At 43.5% G+C, this 17,999-nt stretch carries 18 protein-coding genes; 10 read left to right on the forward strand and 8 right to left on the reverse strand.

Going from position 1 to position 17,999, the window contains the following annotated elements; translation table 11 throughout:
* Window positions 1-212 precede the first annotated feature (212 nt).
* Complete coding sequence (locus KKZ03_RS13090) at window positions 213-707, forward strand: Spy/CpxP family protein refolding chaperone (protein WP_243217273.1); 495 nt, start codon at window positions 213-215, stop codon at window positions 705-707.
* A 308-nt stretch (window positions 708-1,015) separates the two neighbouring features.
* Window positions 1,016-1,444 (forward strand): IS200/IS605 family transposase, encoded by a 429-nt coding sequence (tnpA, locus tag KKZ03_RS13095; RefSeq protein ID WP_243217274.1) that lies wholly within the window; start codon window positions 1,016-1,018, stop codon window positions 1,442-1,444.
* Window positions 1,445-1,555: 111 nt separating this feature from the next.
* Here the strand turns inward: tnpA and fetB are convergent, their stop codons facing one another.
* The 6 genes from fetB to KKZ03_RS13125 form a co-directional block, all read right to left on the reverse strand.
* Window positions 1,556-2,347: an iron export ABC transporter permease subunit FetB gene (gene fetB, locus KKZ03_RS13100; RefSeq protein ID WP_243217275.1), complete on the reverse strand. Its 792-nt coding sequence runs from the start codon at window positions 2,345-2,347 to the stop codon at window positions 1,556-1,558.
* Window positions 2,334-2,996: an ATP-binding cassette domain-containing protein gene (locus KKZ03_RS13105; protein WP_243217276.1), complete on the reverse strand. Its 663-nt coding sequence runs from the start codon at window positions 2,994-2,996 to the stop codon at window positions 2,334-2,336. Before KKZ03_RS13105 ends, fetB begins: the two co-directional genes overlap by 14 nt.
* Before the next feature lie 163 nt (window positions 2,997-3,159).
* On the reverse strand, window positions 3,160-5,517 hold the full coding sequence (locus tag KKZ03_RS13110; protein WP_243217277.1) for a xanthine dehydrogenase family protein molybdopterin-binding subunit: 2,358 nt from the start codon (window positions 5,515-5,517) through the stop codon (window positions 3,160-3,162).
* The gene (locus KKZ03_RS13115; protein WP_243217278.1) at window positions 5,514-5,981 is read right to left on the reverse strand and encodes a (2Fe-2S)-binding protein; all 468 of its coding nucleotides are present in this window, start codon (window positions 5,979-5,981) and stop codon (window positions 5,514-5,516) included. The genes KKZ03_RS13110 and KKZ03_RS13115 overlap by 4 nt, the downstream gene beginning before the upstream one ends.
* Window positions 5,982-6,093: 112 nt before the next feature.
* Window positions 6,094-6,927, reverse strand: a complete 834-nt coding sequence (locus tag KKZ03_RS13120; RefSeq protein ID WP_243217279.1) for an XdhC family protein — start codon at window positions 6,925-6,927, stop codon at window positions 6,094-6,096.
* Window positions 6,924-7,517: an NTP transferase domain-containing protein gene (locus tag KKZ03_RS13125; RefSeq protein WP_243217280.1), complete on the reverse strand. Its 594-nt coding sequence runs from the start codon at window positions 7,515-7,517 to the stop codon at window positions 6,924-6,926. Before KKZ03_RS13125 ends, KKZ03_RS13120 begins: the two co-directional genes overlap by 4 nt.
* 339 nt (window positions 7,518-7,856) lie before the next feature.
* Here KKZ03_RS13125 and glyQ point away from each other — a divergent pair, with 339 nt between their 5' ends.
* From glyQ to KKZ03_RS13150, 5 genes are all read left to right on the forward strand, one after another.
* A complete protein-coding gene (gene glyQ / locus KKZ03_RS13130; protein ID WP_243217281.1) occupies window positions 7,857-8,771 on the forward strand; it encodes a glycine--tRNA ligase subunit alpha in 915 nt (304 codons plus the stop codon).
* A 1-nt stretch (window position 8,772) separates the two neighbouring features.
* Window positions 8,773-10,842, forward strand: a complete 2,070-nt coding sequence (glyS, locus tag KKZ03_RS13135; RefSeq protein WP_243217282.1) for a glycine--tRNA ligase subunit beta — start codon at window positions 8,773-8,775, stop codon at window positions 10,840-10,842.
* A gap of 84 nt (window positions 10,843-10,926) precedes the next feature.
* Window positions 10,927-11,478 carry a D-glycero-beta-D-manno-heptose 1,7-bisphosphate 7-phosphatase gene (gmhB, locus tag KKZ03_RS13140; RefSeq protein ID WP_243217283.1) on the forward strand — a complete coding sequence of 184 codons (552 nt, stop codon included), beginning with the start codon at window positions 10,927-10,929 and terminating at the stop codon, window positions 11,476-11,478.
* Window positions 11,438-12,184, forward strand: a complete 747-nt coding sequence (locus KKZ03_RS13145; protein ID WP_243217284.1) for a 1-acyl-sn-glycerol-3-phosphate acyltransferase — start codon at window positions 11,438-11,440, stop codon at window positions 12,182-12,184. Before gmhB ends, KKZ03_RS13145 begins: the two co-directional genes overlap by 41 nt.
* Before the next feature lie 93 nt (window positions 12,185-12,277).
* Window positions 12,278-12,685, forward strand: a complete 408-nt coding sequence (locus KKZ03_RS13150) for a hypothetical protein (RefSeq protein WP_243217285.1) — start codon at window positions 12,278-12,280, stop codon at window positions 12,683-12,685.
* A gap of 274 nt (window positions 12,686-12,959) precedes the next feature.
* Here the strand turns inward: KKZ03_RS13150 and metG are convergent, their stop codons facing one another.
* Window positions 12,960-14,993, reverse strand: coding sequence for a methionine--tRNA ligase (gene metG / locus KKZ03_RS13155; protein ID WP_243217286.1), 2,034 nt, complete (start codon window positions 14,991-14,993; stop codon window positions 12,960-12,962).
* Between the two features lie 199 nt (window positions 14,994-15,192).
* Between metG and apbC the strand changes: the two genes are divergently transcribed.
* Window positions 15,193-16,284: an iron-sulfur cluster carrier protein ApbC gene (gene apbC, locus KKZ03_RS13160; RefSeq protein WP_243217287.1), complete on the forward strand. Its 1,092-nt coding sequence runs from the start codon at window positions 15,193-15,195 to the stop codon at window positions 16,282-16,284.
* A 90-nt stretch (window positions 16,285-16,374) separates the two neighbouring features.
* Window positions 16,375-16,941, forward strand: a complete 567-nt coding sequence (gene dcd / locus KKZ03_RS13165) for a dCTP deaminase (protein ID WP_243217288.1) — start codon at window positions 16,375-16,377, stop codon at window positions 16,939-16,941.
* A 41-nt stretch (window positions 16,942-16,982) separates the two neighbouring features.
* Here dcd and KKZ03_RS13170 read toward each other — a convergent pair whose 3' ends face one another.
* Window positions 16,983-17,225, reverse strand: coding sequence for a YcgL domain-containing protein (locus KKZ03_RS13170; protein WP_243217289.1), 243 nt, complete (start codon window positions 17,223-17,225; stop codon window positions 16,983-16,985).
* A gap of 85 nt (window positions 17,226-17,310) precedes the next feature.
* On the opposite strand from KKZ03_RS13170, the gene KKZ03_RS13175 reads away from it, so the two are divergent.
* The gene (locus KKZ03_RS13175) at window positions 17,311-17,916 is read left to right on the forward strand and encodes a CPBP family intramembrane glutamic endopeptidase (protein WP_243217290.1); all 606 of its coding nucleotides are present in this window, start codon (window positions 17,311-17,313) and stop codon (window positions 17,914-17,916) included.
* Window positions 17,917-17,999: the final 83 nt, after the last annotated feature.

Raw genomic sequence — 17,999 nt, forward strand, 5'->3', positions numbered from 1 at the left:
CATTCAAGCGGGTAGAAGGGCTTTCTTTTGGAAATTAGTCTCTACGTGGCTTCTCTGGGGGAGCATGCATCTAAAGTAAGCGATTAGACATTGCACATTATTTGCACTTTTTTTTCAAACTGTTTGCATTTTTCATGGTTAAAGTAGCAACCAAGAGCAGGAAGTCGCTGTTCTTTGAATTTAGCCCATCCCAGTCATCATAGGAATTAACCATGAAACATACAATGAGAATTACCCTAATGGCACTTGCCATATCAGTTTTATTATCAGGTACGAACGTACTGGCTGAAACAGTAAATGCTGCCAGTATTGACACCTTAAAACCTGTGAGTGAAGAAGCCAAAAAGTGTGACCACTTGGACAGACGAGATCGGCAGCAGGCAGAACTTAAATCAGCTCTAAAACTCAGTGCAGGTCAAGAATCTGCCTGGAATGAATGGGTTGGCAAGATCAATGAGGGTCGTAAGGATCGCGATGAGAAGCGAAAAAATGAGGAATCGTTGACCGGTTTATCTGCACCTGATCGAATGGAAAAGAAACTGGCTTTTGCCAAAGAGCATATTGCCCGGGAGGAATTGCGTTTGGCAGCCACGAAGATTTTTTATATCTCACTGTCACCCGAGCAGCGTTTGACTTTTGATAAAGGTTTTGATGTCAAAAAGCATCACAGTCATTTGGGCAAGCACGGAAAATACTGGAGTAAATAAGAGTTTTGTGAGGTGGACGATTTAAGTGCAGTGCTGATTTAGCGATTTATTGGCTAAGCCATCCAACTTTGATTTAACAGGAGTTATCGTTATCGCTTTTTTGCGCAATAAAAAGCCATAAGTGTGTAACGATACCCAACAATGTTTTTGGGGTAGAGGGTCAGTGGCAGGAAAAAAAGCTTGGATAATTAATCATAAGTAAACCCCCAGCTCTGCTGAGGGACTCATAAAGTTTGACAATTACGGGAATCATCGAGAGTCTCCCTATCTGTGAACCGCCTAAAGTTCAAAAGATAAGGAAACAAACGATGAATTCACCAGAGAGTTTAAGTCATACAAAATGGGAATGTAAATACCATATAATCTGGATTCCAAAGTATAGAAAAAAAAGCCTTTATAAGGAGTTGAGGCAATATCTGGGATCAATACTAAAAGATTTAGCCTTACAAAAGGAATGCAAGATTGAGGAAGGACATTTGATGTCAGATCATGTCCATATTCTAATCTCAATTACAGCCAAATATTCAGTATCACAGGTTGTTGGCTTTATTAAGGGTAAAAGCGCTATATCCATTGCACGAACTTTTATGGGGCGAAGAAAGAATTTCACCGGACAAAGTTTTTGGGCAAGAGGATATTATGTTTCAACAGTGGGCAGGGATGAAGTCACTGTACGAAACTATATCAGGCATCAAGAAGAAGAGTATAAACGAATAGAACAACTCGATTTATTTTAAGGCATTGTCACCTTTAGGTGGCATAATTATTAATCCGCTTTGAGCGGTTCACATTTTCAAGCCTCCGGCTTTGCCGGAGGTTTTTGACTGAATCAATAAGCCAGCGTTAAGTTAAGGCTTGTTAACAACTTCATCTTTTAATACATCAAATGCGTTAAAGGCAATAGCTAGACTGAACTTCAAGTTAATAATACAGGCGATAGTCGTGCTGGTGAAAATGCAGACCATAATGGCAATTTGATATTTCACTGCCAGCCACGGTTCACTGCCACCCAGAATTTGTCCGGTCATCATACCTGGTAGAGATACCAATCCCATGGTCGCCATGCTGGCGATAGTTGGATTAATTGCCGCTTTGATGGCATCCCGAAAATATGGACGCACGGCTTCCCAACGTGTTGCCCCCAGCATTAAAAAAGTTGCATATTCGTTCTCGTTCTTGCGAAGAGCAGAATAAAAGCGTTCCAACGCAATGACGTTGCCTTGCAGACAGTTGCCGAGAATCATCCCAGCCAACGGCACGATATAACGGGCATCATAAAAGTGTGTTGGTTGGATGACCAAAATCACCAGATAGGCAGTTGAGAATAGTATGCTGGAGGCAATAGCGGTAAAAGTAGCGAGAGCAAAATAGCGTGCTTTAAGTCCGGCTCGCTTTAGAATGCTTAAATCAGCGACTATTAACATCACCAATATCCATAAGCCGTTCAACCAGGGATTATTAAGTGTAAATAGTGTTTTTAGATAAACTCCAACCAGCATTAACTGAATGCTCATACGCAGGATACTGATGCCAATATCCCTACTTAAGTGCAGACCGATGAGCCAAAGCAATACCCAAGGAAGTAAGCAGAGACCATAGAGTAGCACCATCTGAGGCAGGGCAATATCAAGTGTTTCCATGCCGCTTTATCCCGGTCAATTGACCTGCGTCAAGTTCAAAAATAATACCACAGCGTTCCAGCCATTCAGGGTCGTGAGCTACTGAAAGAACTGTCAGCTGAGGATCCGAGAAAACATCGAATACGGCTTGTTTACTTTGGGCATCTAATGCGCTGGTTACTTCGTCCAGTAGATACAAGGTTTTTCCAAGTAACAGACCACGTGCCAGAGCAATACGTTGTTTTTCTCCGCCGGAAATACGGTTGCTTTGCCGGTTTAAAATATCCGGAGGCAGTTGTAGCCGATGTAATACCTCAATCAGTTGCTGGTCATCAGGTCTATGGTCGCGATGCGCTTTAAACTGAAAAGGTAATAACAGCGCTTCTCGCACACTTTCTGCGCCTAGTACCGGTTCTTGCCCAATGTAAGCGGTACAGTTTCTAATGGTTTGAATAGATGCCGGAGTTAACGGTTTTTCTTGAAAGTAAACGTTGCCAGATTTTAGCGGGTGCAGTCCCAACAAGGTTCTCAGTACACTGCTCTTACCTGAGCCGGATTTACCATATAACACCGCTTTTTCTCCCTGAAAAAGAGCAAAACTGATATTGGCTAGAATGACTTTTTCGTGGGCAGTGACCGATACTTGATCGAAGCGGATGATAGGAGGCATTAAGTGATTATTCTATAGATTTTCAAATAAATAATTTCGATGCTAACAGACACCATTTCTTCGAGATTATTCGAATAAAAAATAATTTATTTTAACGCGGGATTGAGTCAGGCGATAAGCTTTAACAAAAGAGCTTATCGCCTGTTTGACCTTGAAAAAATAATCAGTCTTTTCGCAACTGATCCATAACAGGCAGTTGACGAATACGTTGGCCTGTTGCCGCAAATATTGCGTTGCATAATGCGGGTGCAATTGGCGGTAGTCCTGGTTCACCGACCCCGCCAAGTGGCGTATTGAAATCGGTTGGCGGCAGCAGATGAACCCTGATTTCATAGGGTGCATCATCCATACGGGTGAGCTGGTAGTTATGGAAATTATCTTGCATTACTGCGCCGTCTTTAAAGCTGATTTCACCCAGCGTGGCCAAGCTGACCCCCATAATACAGGCTCCCTCAATTTGCGAACGGATACGTTCCGGATTAACTTGCGGCCCACAATCAACAGCTATATCAATACGCGGTATGCGTAATTTTCCGCTCTCATCGACGCTTACTTCAACCACAACGGCAACGTAAGTGACGAAGCTGTAATGAGCGGCAATACCTAGCCCATGCCCCTTGGGTAGAGTACGTCCCCAACCTGATTCCTTTGCTGCCGCTTCGATGACACCACGAAGACGTCCGGTATCTACCGGGTAAATTTCGGGTGATTCCCCATAATTCCAGGTATCACCAAGGGTGTCTGGATTAATACGGCGTGGAGGACCAATCAGCTCAAGCATGAAATCTTTAGGATCGCGTCCTGCTGCAATAGCCAATTCGGTGACAAAAGACTGGATGGCGAAGGCATGTGGAATATTGTATACCGAACGAAACCAGCCAATACGGGTGTGCGCTTCTGCTTCCGGATTTTCGATGCGTAAATTGGCAATGGCATAGGGCACATTGATGGCACCCATACCCAGTTCTGAAGGGGTTTGGTGCTTGCTGTCGGGCCCAAAAGTAGAGGAAATACTCGGTGCTACGGTTCTATGCAACCAGGCAACTGCTTTGCCTTGAGCGTCCAATCCAGCCTCGAGTCGCTCGATTGAAACGGTATGAAAGTAAGAATGTTGCAGGTCGTCTTCGCGGGTCCAGGTTACTTTTACCGGCTTACCTTTCATAGCCTGCGATAATAGTGCCGCTTCGACGACATAATCAGGTTTGGATTTGCGTCCAAAACCACCACCTAAAAGAGAGACATTGATAGTGACATCGTCTTCGGCCAGCTTGAGCCATTTTGCCACACTCTCTCGAGAAACTTGTGGTGCCTGGGTGCAACTCCAAATCTCACATTTTCCTTTTACTATCCGCGCTGTAGCTGCCGGAGGTTCCATAGGAGCCTGAGCCAGGTGGGGGATATAATATTCAGCTTCTACCCGTTTAGCAGCGCCTTGCAAGGCGACATCAACGTCACCATTGTTGCGAACCACTTTACCCGGTTTACGTGCAGCGGCTTCAAGTTCGGTTTTATAGGTAACAGAATCGTAGGTACCATTAGGCCCTTTGTCCCATTCAATCTTAAGAGCCTTTCTACCCTGAATGGCTGCCCAGGTATTGTTGGCAATTACGGCGATTCCACCCAATGGGTTGAAGTTGGCTGGCATAGGGCTACCTTTAAGTTCGATCACGCTTAACACGCCCTTCACCTTAAGGGCTTCTTTGGCATCGTAATTCAACACTTTGCCACCAAATACGGGTGGGCGAGCGATTACGGCATAAAGCATGTCCTTAATACGGGTATCGATACCGTATTGGGCTTGGCCTGTGACCATGTCCTTACCGTCATAAAGCGCTGTTTTACCTTTGCCGATATAGCGAAAGTCAGCGGGATTTTTCAGGCGTAATGTTTCGCTGGCAGGTACTGGCAGTTTTGCTGCTGCTTTGGCCAACTGACCGTAGCCGAGTGTTCTTCCCGTGGCCGGATGCAGGACATGGTGCTGTTCGGCACGAACCTCCCTGACTGGGACTTTCCATTGTGCGGCTGCTGCCGATTCAAGCATGGTACGTGCTGCAGCGCCAACTCGCCGCATGGGCAGGAAAAAATGGCGCATACTGCGGGAGCCATCGGTATCCTGGTTACCATAACGAGGTTCATTGCCGGGTGCCTGCTCGACACGGACCTGTTTCCAGTCGGCTTCAAGTTCGTCAGCTACCACCATAGGTAAGCTGGTACGAACGCCCTGGCCCATTTCAGAACGGTGACAAACGATGGTAACAATACCGTCTGCTGCAATTGCAACAAATATAAGGGGGTTGTCTACCCAGCCGTTCGGCATGCCATCGGCCCCGTATTTGCCTTTTTCTGTGGGTGGGGTAATTTCGTCGGCTTTAGTCAGCGACGGAAACCCTGCTGCCAGAACAAATCCGGTAAGCGCCATATTTTTAATAAAAGCGCGTCGACTGATATTCGTTATCTCTATGTTACCGTCTACATTACCCAAATTGACATTCAATTTAATAGAATCCATTGGCTTTTTCATGACTTGAGCTCCTTTATTCCGGCGGCTTGTTTAATTGCGCTACGTATCCGGGGATAAGTGCCGCATCGGCAAATATTACCGCTCATTGCCGTGTCAATATCAGCATCGGTAGGATCAGGTTTTTGTTTGAGCAGAGCAGTGGCCGCCATTATTTGGCCAGACTGACAATAACCGCATTGCGGTACCCCTAATGCCAGCCAGGCTTCCTGAATTTTTTTCCCGATGGCATCCTGATCGATAGCTTCGATAGTAACGATTACTTTGCCTACGGCAGCTGAAATAGGTGTCACACAGGCACGAACTGGTTGTCCGTCAAGGTGTATGGTACAGGCTCCGCACAAGGACATCCCGCAGCCAAATTTTGTTCCAGTCAGTCCGACGTAGTCACGCAAGGCCCAAAGTAGCGGCGTATCTGTCGGCAAATCAATCTTATGGCTTTTACCATTGATATTGAGTGTGGTCATATGGTGATTCTCTTTTCGATAGATGGAGTAAAGAGCCGCTGTGCAACATCGTGTAGATGTTCGCGGTGTATTAGTTGAATATTACACGGGTCATATCAGGCAGTAAATACGATTAAGTAACGGTTGATGTTATTTTAATCGGCTGGTTATAGTCTGTTGTCGACAGTCTTTTACTTAACAGGTTACCCTGCCCACCGCGTCTTACCAGTATCATTTCACTGGCGATAGACAAGGCTATTTCTTCCGGCAGTTTCGCTCCCAAGTCAAGGCCTGCGGGGGCACGTACTTTGGCTAAACTGGACTCCGGGAAACCTTCCAGTCCCAAGCGCTCCAATACAAGTTTTGCCCGCTTACGACTGGAAACCAGCGCAATATATAGGGCTTCAGATTGCAGGACTCGCGTCAGGGAGTCGTAGTCTCCTTTGTGATGGGTTGCTATGACAACGAAGTCGCCTGATTGCGGCTGTAATTTTTGATAGCGGCAATCATCATTAATGATACGGTAGGCAGTAGGAAAGTGTTCTACCCTGGCTTGTGGATCATTGACGATCACTTCAAAGCCTAATTGGTTGGCAAATTCACAAAGACTTTCCACGATACGGCCATGGCCCATTAGCCAGAGCAAGGGTTTTGGCATAATGGGTTCTACGTACACCCGCATACTGCCACCACAGGGCATGCCAGCACCAAAAACTTCATCGTTCAGGTCTATTTCAATCATGCCAGGTTCTCCTGTTTCAAAGCATTTAAGCGCTGTTTCTGACACCATGGATTGCGCGCAGCCGCCACCAACCCAACCGGCAATAACTTTGCCTGAGAGGTTGATGAGTGCCTTGGCCGCAGGTTTGGCAGAAGATGATCCCAGTATTTCTACTACGGTTGCCAGTGCGTAAGGACGCCGCTGTTCGCGCAGTTCCAACTGAAGGTCGAGAATATTCTTGATCATGAGTGTTTTTTAAATTTTTTTGAAGGGTTCAAATCTTCCGGTTTGTCTATGTCACAAAGTATGCCCGAATCATTGCAGGTAATAATTTGAAGCTGTTCAAGGTAGCTTTGAATCAGGATCTTGGCACCTTCATCACCCTTTAAAGTAGTCAATTCAGGACCTAGGGCTTGTGAAAAACCTACCGGGTGGCCACGCCGCCCCTGCCAAGAGGGAGCAGCGATAGTTGCACCCAAGCGAAGTGCATTCGCCACCTGACTTATCGTCACTGGATCTATCCACGGCATGTCCGCCAGGCCAATTAACCAGCCGGTAGCGTCGGGGCAGGAGCGTATGCCGAAAATAAGGCTCCTGCTCATACCTTGTTCGGCGTCAGTGCACGTTACAACGCTTGCACCTTCGGCCCGTAATACAGTCGCCAGACGTTTGCTGCCTGGTCGCACTACCGCGAGCACGCTGTCTGTGCCAGCTAACAGGTTGCGGCAGGCTTGTACTGCTACCAATTCGCCATTGGGTAAGATTTGAGTCAGTTTGTCTGCACCAAAGCGTCGACTGGCCCCAGCAGCAAGCAAAATACCGACAATCAAGCTCATTAGGTAGTGGCTATTTTAGCAAGCCAATGTATGTTATTCATTATTTTGTCCGGATTTAGCTTAAGTATACTCTAATTAACTTATCATTATATCTGCTGATTGGCAATATTGTTTGCCGAATATTTACTTTATTATATATAAAAATCATATGGTTAGTATTATATTAAAGGGAAAGAGGTTAAAGAGTAATTACTGTGGTTTTTATTTTGGCATGGATGGGTAATTTGCGTAGCGTCATCAGATGTTTCTTCTGAGATCACTATCTGCTTCCAAACCATAACGACAAAAACATTTTTAAGCTATAATTGAGCCTTTTTTACTGCCTAAAGTGTAGAAGCCGTGTCGAATACAAACAACGATTCATCAACTTTTCAGGGGCTTATTCTGGCCTTACAAGACTATTGGTCAAGTCAGGGTTGTATTTTATTACAACCTTTAGATCAGGAAGTCGGAGCAGGAACCTTTCACCCGGCTACTTTTTTGCGGGCTATAGGTCCTGAACCCTGGAATGCTGCCTACGTTCAGCCGTCCCGCCGTCCTACAGACGGTCGCTTTGGTGAAAATCCCAATCGCCTACAGCATTATTATCAGTTTCAGGTGGTTTTAAAACCATCGCCGGATAATATTCAGGAGCTGTATCTCGGTTCGTTACGTCATTTAGGTCTTGATTTACTCGAACACGATATTCGTTTTGTTGAAGATAATTGGGAATCTCCTACCTTGGGTGCCTGGGGATTGGGTTGGGAAGTTTGGTTAAATGGCATGGAAGTCACCCAGTTTACTTATTTTCAGCAAATAGGCGGTTTGGAATGCAGACCTGTTACCGGAGAAATTACCTACGGTCTTGAACGCATTGCCATGTATTTGCAGGGCGTTAAAAGTGTTTATGATCTGGTTTGGACGAATGGCCCATTTGGTGTGGTTACTTATGGTGATGTATTTCATCAAAATGAAGTTGAAATGTCAGCTTACAATTTTGATCATGCCAATGTTGATTTTATGTTTCAGTGTTTTAATACTTACGAGCAAGAATGCCAAAAATTGATTGAACTCAATCTGCCATTGCCTGCTTACGAAATGGTATTAAAAGCATCACACACGTTTAACTTGCTGGATGCACGCCATGCGATTTCGGTAACCGAGCGCCAACGCTATATTTTAAGGGTTCGTACTTTATCCAGAGCCGTCGCTGAAGCCTATTATGCTCGCCGCGAATCACTGGGATTTCCGATGTTGACAGGGCAAGGAGCATAAAATGACAACAAGCAAACATTTACTTTTTGAATTAGGTTCGGAAGAGCTTCCTCCCAAAAACTTGCTTAAACTAAGCAATGCCTTGCTGGACGGTATTGTTCAAGGTTTACAGGCCGCCGAACTAACATTTACCGCCAGTAAAGCTTATGCGACCCCCAGACGCCTGGCGGTTTTGATTGGAAATCTGTCAACAGCGCAACCGGATAAAACCGTCGAAAAACGTGGGCCCGCGATACAAGCCGCTTTTGGGCCGGATGGCGCACCCAGCAAAGCAGCTTTGGGTTTTGCGCTGAGTTGTGGCACGACTTTTGAGCAACTGGAACGCTTAAAAACAGATAAAGGTGAATGGCTCAGTTTTACCCAAGTGGTTAAAGGGCAGCCAACAGAAGCTTTAATCCCGGATATCATTCGTCAAAGTATTGCCGGATTACCCATTGCCAAAAGGATGCGCTGGGGTAGTTTTAATACAGAATTTGTCAGGCCCGTACACTGGGCAGTTTTACTGTACGGCGATAGTGTTATTAATACGGAAATTTTAGGTTTGGAAACGGGTGTGACTACGCAGGGACACCGCTTCCATGCACCAGAAAAATTGACTATTAGCAATCCTGAAACCTATCAAGACCTCTTGTATCAGCAAGGTAAAGTGATTGTTGATTTTGAACAAAGAAAAGAGCTGATTCGTAAGGCGGCACAAGCCGCAGCTTTAGCGGTCAACGGTATTGCTTACATAGAAGACGATTTGCTGGAAGAAATTGCCGCTTTAAATGAATGGCCGGTACCGATTACCGGATGTTTTGATCCGCGATTTCTTGATTTGCCCGCAGAAGTGTTAATTACCACCATGCAAACCAACCAGAAATACTTCCCGGTTAAAAATGCGGAGGGTGGTTTATTGGCGAATTTTATTACTTTTAGTAATATTGAAAGTAGCCGGCCCGAATCCATACAACACGGTAATGAACGGGTGGTTACACCGCGACTTGCAGATGCTGAATTTTTCTGGAAACAGGATAGAAAAAAATCACTGGCGGATAGGGTTGAAAGTTTATCAACCATTGTTTTTCAAGAAAAATTAGGCACCGTTGCCGAAAAATCGCAACGAGTCAGCAAGCTTGCCGAATTTATTGCCCTGCGTTTCAATGCCGATGTTACCTTGGCAAAACGTGCCGCTTTGTTAGCAAAAACTGATTTAATGACGGAAATGGTCGGCGAATTTGGCAATCTACAAGGTCTTATGGGCCGCTATTATGCACTGGCTGATAACGAACCTGCTGAAGTGGCGTTGGCGTTGGAAGAGCAGTATTTTCCAAAACAGTCTGGCAGTGCTACTGCGAGCAGCCCAATCGGGCAAGTTTTGGCGATTGCTGAAAAAATTGACACGCTTACCGGTATTTTTAGTGCCGGTATGATTCCGACCGGCGATAAAGACCCGTATGCGTTACGTCGCGCTGCCCTGGGCACATTACGCACGCTGATTGAAAATAAGTTAACCCTCGATATTCGGGAATTAATAGCCTTTTCTTCTAAGCTGTTCACGCATTCATTTGATGTTGCCGGTACTCAAACGGCGGTGATTGATTTTGTTTTTGACCGTTTAAAAGGCTATTGTTTGGATAAAGGTTATAGCGCCGATGAATTTGATGCGGTGATGACAGTGAAACCGGTTGATCCTTTGGATTTCATGCAACGCTTGGCGGCTGTTAAAGCTTTTAGACAGTTACCCGAAGCCGAAAGCCTTGCCTCTGCCAATAAACGCATACACAATATTCTAAAAAAATCAGAGTCATCGCCAGTAACGACGGTAGGTACTTTGGTTGAGCCTGCCGAATTGCAATTGTTGGCTAGCGCAAAGCTCGCCGCTATCGCCATTACTCCGCTACTTGCCGAGCATGATTATGCGGCAACACTAACTCGTTTAGCGGCTTTACGCCAAGATGTCGATACGTTTTTTGATAGTGTTATGGTGATGTGCGATGATCTTGATTTACGCGCTAATCGCTTGGCTTTGCTTAATATGTTATCGGAACAGTTTTTAACTTGTGCGGATATTTCCAGGTTGCAATCTTGATGCGGTGTTGTTGGGTTACAACTAGTGCTTAACCCAACAAACAATATTGTTACCCTAAAAATCGGCTTGCGTAAATAAATACTCATGCTTAAAAAACGTTATATTTTACTGGATCGGGATGGTGTGATTAATCACGATTCCGATGCCTTTATCAAATCTCCCGATGAGTGGCTGCCGATTGAAGGGAGTCTTGAAGCGATTGCCTTGCTTAATACACAGGGCTACCAAGTCATTGTTGTTACCAATCAATCAGGTGTTGCGCGAGGCTTGTTTGATGAAGCTATGCTGGGAAAAATACACACTAAAATGCGCCGTTTGGTCAGTGAAAAAGGCGGTGATATTACTGCCATTTATTATTGTCCACACGGTGCGGATAGTGCTTGTGAATGCCGTAAACCCAAGTCGGGTTTACTAAAAGCCTTTGCGGCTGATTTTAATGCCGATTTAACGACGGTTTCAGTCATTGGTGATTCCTTGCGTGATTTGCAAGCCGCCGAGGCTGTTGGTGCTCAGCCAATACTGGTTAAAACCGGCAAAGGACAAAAAACTTTGCTAAATAATCAACAACTCAACATTCTTGTTTTTGAAAACTTATATGACGCAGCAAAATACATTACATCAAGACACGCGGCCTAAAAATTACCTGGGCTCGGTGTTGTTATTTCTGGGTATTTTTATTACCGCCACTATCGTTGGTATATTACTTATTTTAGGTATGCTAACGACCTTTAAAATACGCTGGAAAATAGGTTATATTTGGTGTGCTATTATCGGCTGGATGACCAAGGTTTTTTGCGGCTTAACCTACGAAATAGAAGGGCTGGAAAATATCAATCCACAGCAACCGGCAATTTTATTAAGTAATCATCAGTCAGCATGGGAAACACTGGCATTACGATATATTCTGCCGCCGCATTCCGTTGTCATAAAGCGAGAATTATTATTTCTGCCGATTTGGGGCTGGTCTCTACTCACATTAAAATCCATCGTGATAGACAGGAAAAACCAACGAGCTTCATTACGTGTTTTACTCAAAGACGGTGCTGAATATTTAAATCAGGGCTTATCGGTGCTGATTTTTCCGGAAGGCACTCGCGCCCCAGCCAGGGAAGTTTTGAAGTTTAATATTGGCGGTGCCATTCTGGCTCAAAAAACGGGTTTTCCCATTATTCCCATCGCGCATAACGCCGGTGATTATTGGCCTCGCTATAGTTTTTTTAAATATCCAGGAGTCATCAAAGTGAAAATTGGCCCGATGATTGAAACTAAAGGACGTAAAGCTGCAGATATTAATGCTGAAGCTGAAGGCTGGATAACGCAAGCAATGAAGGCGATGGATTAAGGACTTAAGTAATTTCCAACCTTTTATCTTGAACCGGGCTTACATTCGTATAAATTCCGCATATTGCATTTTTACTAAATAATGGTAACTCACATGAAAAAACTACTACTAATTTCCCTATCCGTATTAATACTTCCGGCTTGCGCTGATAAAAATCAATATGAACAAGCCGTATTAGAACAAATGCAGAAAGAGGCTGATATTAAGGATTATAAAATAACACCTGAATATATGACTAAATGTGTCGTAGATACAACTGCACAAAATATGCCCGGTATTTTTGCTTTTGACCCTACTCGTATGACAGCTTATCGTAACTATACAAAAATGTTGACGTTAACCAATTCTGGAGATCCTAAAAAGACGCTGGAAGAATTGCGTGTTGATTTTGGGTCAGCTAAAGATCTTGCTGAAGCACATACTAATTACACTGAAAGTTTAATGGAATGTTATTCTGCAGTTATTTCAGAATCTGAAAAATTAGCAAAAGAAGAAAAATAAAATCTGTACAGCCAGTGGAATACTTTTAAAGTTCTGCTTTTGTTAAATGGTAATGTAATAATTTTTTTGGCAAAAAACGGAGTATTTACGTTTTTTATTGCTGATCTTGTCAAAGAAATGCCTTGGAAGAGTTGGTCGTCAAACGTTTACCGTCTATTGAGAGGAAGCGCATTGATCACACATTCCGCACCCGTCATAAATAGGCTTGATTAATATTGGTATTTATAATGGGTGCGGAATAGAGATTGTTTTATTTAACAATCCAGCATCAGTCTCATTTTACACGCATTCCTGCAACGGCTCCTTCGTCAGGGCTTAAAATCCAAATATCTTTATCGCCAGGGCCTGCTGCTAATACCATGCCTTCAGAGATCCCAAAACGCATTTTTCTGGGTGCAAGATTAGCAATGACGAGGGTTAATTTACCTTCCAGATCTTCCGGTGCGTAAGCTGATTTAATGCCAGCCAATATATTGCGGGTTTCATCTCCAATATCAACGGTTAGTTGCAGTAATTTATCCGAGTCTTTTACATGATTGGCTTTGATGATTTTGGCAATACGTAAATCCAGTTTGGCAAAATCATCAAATTGGATGGTTTCGGCTATAGGTTCAAATTTTTTCTCGGGTTTAACGGGAGTCTGTTGATCAACGGCTTTTTCCAGGTTATCTTTTGAAGCTTCAACAATCGCAGTAATTTTATCTGCTTCAACCCGGGTCATTAATGGTTTAAATTCATTAACGGCGAGATTTAACAAGGGCTGTAGAGTGGCAGTTGGCCAAGCTTGTGAGTCTATATTTAAAAAGCTTTCAGCTTCCTTTACCAAAGCCGGAATGACCGGTTTAAGATAAGCCGTCAGTAAGCAGAACAGGTTAATACCCATTGAGCAAACATCGTGTAATTCTGTGTCACTACCTTCCTGTTTGGCAATCAACCAGGGCTTCTTTTCATCAATATATTGGTTGGCTTTATCTGCCAGCGCCATAATTTCACGCATGGCTTTACCAAACTCACGGGTTTCATAAAACTCGGCAATTTGCTCGTTAGTGTTGATAAAGTCTTGAAATAAAACCGGTTCCGGGCAGTTGGCAGATAGTTTATTGGCAAAACGTTTGCTGATAAAACCGCTGCATCGGCTGGCAATATTAACAACTTTACCGACCAGGTCTGAGTTAACTCGTTGACTGAAATCATCAAAGTTTAAGTCTATATCATCAATGCCCGCACTGAGTTTGGCGGTAAAATAATAACGCAGGTATTCCGGGTTTAAGTGTTCCAGATAAGTTCTTGCCGTAATAAAAGTACCACGGGATTTGGACATTTTTTCGCCATTGACAGTTAAAAAACCGTGCGCAAAAATCGCAGTAGGTGTTCTAAATTGAGCACCGTTTAACATTGCCGGCCAAAACAAAGCGTGGAAATAAATAATGTCTTTACCGATAAAATGGTATAGCTCTGCACTGCTGTCCAGTGCCCAAAAGTCATCAAAATTCAGCCCTTGTTTGGTACATAGATTTTTAAAACTGGCCATGTAACCTATCGGAGCATCCAGCCACACATAAAAATATTTTCCTGGAGCATCCGGAATTTCAAAGCCAAAATAAGGTGCGTCGCGGGAAATATCCCATTGTTGCAAGCCACCCTCTAACCATTCTGCCAACTTATTACGCACTTCTGCTTGCAAATGACCGGCGCTGGTCCATTCTCTAAGCATTTCGGTAAAATCAGCCAGATTAAAAAAGTAATGTACAGAGTCTTTTTCAACAGGTTTAGCGCCAGAAATAGCGGAAACCGCATTTTTGAGGTCAGTTGGGGAATAGGTTGCACCGCATACTTCACAACCATCGCCGTATTGATCAGCCGCCCCGCATTTTGGACATTCACCTTTAATAAAGCGGTCGGACAAAAACATGTTTTTAACCGGATCATAGGCTTGGGTAATCGTCCGTGAACTGATATGTCCGGCATCCCGCAAACGTGTATAGATAAGCGATGAAAAGCTTCGGTTTTCTTCGGAGTGAGTACTATGATAATTATCAAACTCCACGCCAAATTCAGTAAAATCAGCTAAGTGCTCTTTACCCACCTGGGCGATGAGCTGTTCAGGGGTAATACCCTCCCGATCAGCCTTTAGCATAATAGGTGTGCCGTGAGTATCATCCGCGCAAACAAAATAACATTGGTTACCACGTTGTTTTTGGAATCGCACCCAGACATCGGTTTGAATATATTCAACCAGATGACCTAAATGAATTGGACCGTTGGCATAGGGTAGGGCGCTGGTGACGAGAATTTTTCTATCTGACATGATGCAAAGGATTAAGGGCTATGAAAACAAACAATTAGGTGATTATCGCATAAAATTAACGCTGCTAGAGAATAGAACATCGCTAAAAAATAAATTTTATTAAAAAAACTGTAGAATACTCATTATCTTAAGTGGGTTCAGTGGTTAAAATTGAATTTACTTACAAGTCGTATCGACTAAAATTACTGAGGGAATAAGCATGGGACACCTGGAAAAAACGGCTGTAGAAAATCTTTTAAGGACATTTATTGATCCTAATCATGGTGTCGATCTGGTTACCGCCAAATCCGTTAAAGCCATTAAAATAGACGGTGCCAACATCAATGTTAATCTGGAGTTGGGGTATCCTGCAAAAAGCACTATGAATGACCTAAAAGTCGCTGTTGAGCAGCTTTTGAGAACGCTGGACGGAGTCGAGTCTGTTACTGTTGACGTTACTGTAAAAATTCTTTCTCATGCTGTGCAGCAAGCCTTAAAACCTCAGGTTAATATAAAAAATATTATTGCTGTCGCTTCCGGGAAAGGTGGGGTAGGTAAGTCAACGACGGCAGTTAATATTGCGTTGGCATTGGCGGCAGAAGGCGCTAATGTAGGTATACTTGATGCTGATATTTATGGTCCCAGTATTCCAACCATGTTGGGCTTGTCCGGTTTACCTGAAAGCGTTGATAACAAAACCATGATGCCTAAAATGGCTTATGGGTTGCAAACCATGTCAATTGGTTATTTAATTGATGCCGGTCAGCCGATGATTTGGCGAGGACCAATGGCGACCAACACCCTGCAGCAATTATTAAGAGATACCAACTGGGTTGATGTCGATTATTTAATCATTGATTTACCGCCGGGTACCGGTGATATTCAATTGACCTTGGCGCAACAAATTCCTGTTAGTGGTGCAATTATAGTTACGACACCTCAGGATATCTCTCTAATTGACGCGCAGCGCGGCTTGGGTATGTTTGCAAAGGTTAATGTGCCAATATTGGGCATTGTTGAAAATATGAGTATGCATATTTGCAGTGCCTGTGGCCATGCAGAAGCTATTTTTGGGGAAGGTGGCGGTATTGCCATGTCTGATAAAAACAAGGTGGATTTTTTGGGATCCCTACCGCTGGATATTGCCATCCGACAATGTGCAGATTCAGGAAAACCTACCGTAGTTGCTGATCCTGATGGGCAAGCAGCCCAAATGTATAAAACAATTGCACGTAAGGCAGCAGCTATGTTGGCATTAAAAACCAAAGATTTTAGCACCCGATTTCCCAATATTGTGGTGCAGAATACTTGAGATATAATGTCTACGGTGCGATTGGCCTTTAGCCTAATCCATCGCTATGTAAAAATTAAATAATTTAACAAATCAGGTAATTAATATTTCATGAGTATAAAGTCGGACAAGTGGATACGCCGGATGGCGCAACAGCACGGCATGATAGAACCGTTTGAAAGTGGTCAGGTCAAGGATACTGAAAACGGGCGAGTTATTTCTTACGGCACGTCGAGTTATGGCTACGATGTTCGTTGCTCTGACGAGTTTAAGATTTTTACCAACATTAATTCTGCTATTGTTGATCCCAAAAACTTTGATTCAAACAGCTTTGTTGATGTTAAAGCGGATGTTTGTATTATTCCACCCAATTCTTTTGCGTTAGCTCGCACCGTTGAGTTTTTTCGGATCCCGCGTGATGTGTTGACTATCTGTTTAGGCAAATCAACTTACGCTCGCTGCGGGATTATTGTTAACGTTACACCGCTGGAACCAGAATGGGAAGGTCATGTAACATTAGAGTTTTCCAATACCACAACGCTTCCTGCAAAAATATATGCCAATGAAGGTGTTGCTCAAATGCTCTTTTTTGGTAGCGATGAAGTGTGTGAGACTTCTTATAAAGACAGGGCAGGCAAGTATCAGGGGCAGACCGGAGTTACTTTACCAAAAGCGTAAACAGACTGTCTCTTGGCCAGGATAGCAAAGAGTGATGCTGTTTACGCAGTCTCTCTTTGCGGTGGCAACTGTACAAAAAAACCTGACTCCTTAAGGGTGGCGATAACTTTCATGGCATCTTCCCTCGCTAACTTGCTATCTGGAGATAGCTCTATATTCATCACAAATTCCATTTTTCCAAAACTGCCAAGCAGTGCTTCCGGCACTTTTGAAAAATCATCTTTGTTAACTATATACAAATAAAGGTAGTCTTTTTTCAGGCTTTTATAGATAAAACACTGCATGATATTGAGTAATAATGAATTAAAACAACTATTTTAACCATTTTTGTTTAGAATGCCTCATTGTTAATTTTTACAAATACAGTCAATGAGTAAATCTCCATTCAAATCTAATGATTTTTTTAAATCGGCCTGTTATTTTGAGGCATCACTGGTTTTGGTCGCCATTATTTTAGGGTGGGTTGCTGATATCAATCCGTTTCAAAATATTTATTTTTCGGAAGCAGCCATTACTTATGGCTTGATAGGGACAATACCTTTATTTTTGATGTTTCTGGCGCTGGAAAAAATACAGGGGGGATCAGTCGTCAAAATCAGGGAATTATTGCTGGATACGTTAGGGCCAGGATTACATCGTTATCGTTGGACAGACTTATTTTTACTGGCTGCAATAGCAGGAATAGCAGAAGAATTGCTGTTTCGCGGTGTAATTCAACCATGGATAGAGGGAGCGTGGGGTCTTACAGCAGGATTGGTTGTTAGTAATGTTGTTTTTGGCTTGGTGCACGCAGTGACACCACTTTATGCTGTGTTGGCGGCTTTAGTTGGGTTTTATTTAGGTTTATCTTTAGATTATGGTGGTGAAAGAAACTTGCTAATTCCTGTCATTATTCACGGATTTTATGATTTTCTGGCTTTTGTTGCGTTGATGCGAGTGTATCGCTCCAGTTTGACAGCCTCGACAAAGGATTAATGCGTATAGTTTCCGCAAACGTCTCAATTTACTCCCGAAACTGATGCGGATCCTCCTACATTATGGATTGTTGGTTTGGGGCT

The organism is Methylobacter sp. S3L5C (assembly GCF_022788635.1).
Lineage (GTDB): Bacteria > Pseudomonadota > Gammaproteobacteria > Methylococcales > Methylomonadaceae > Methylobacter_C.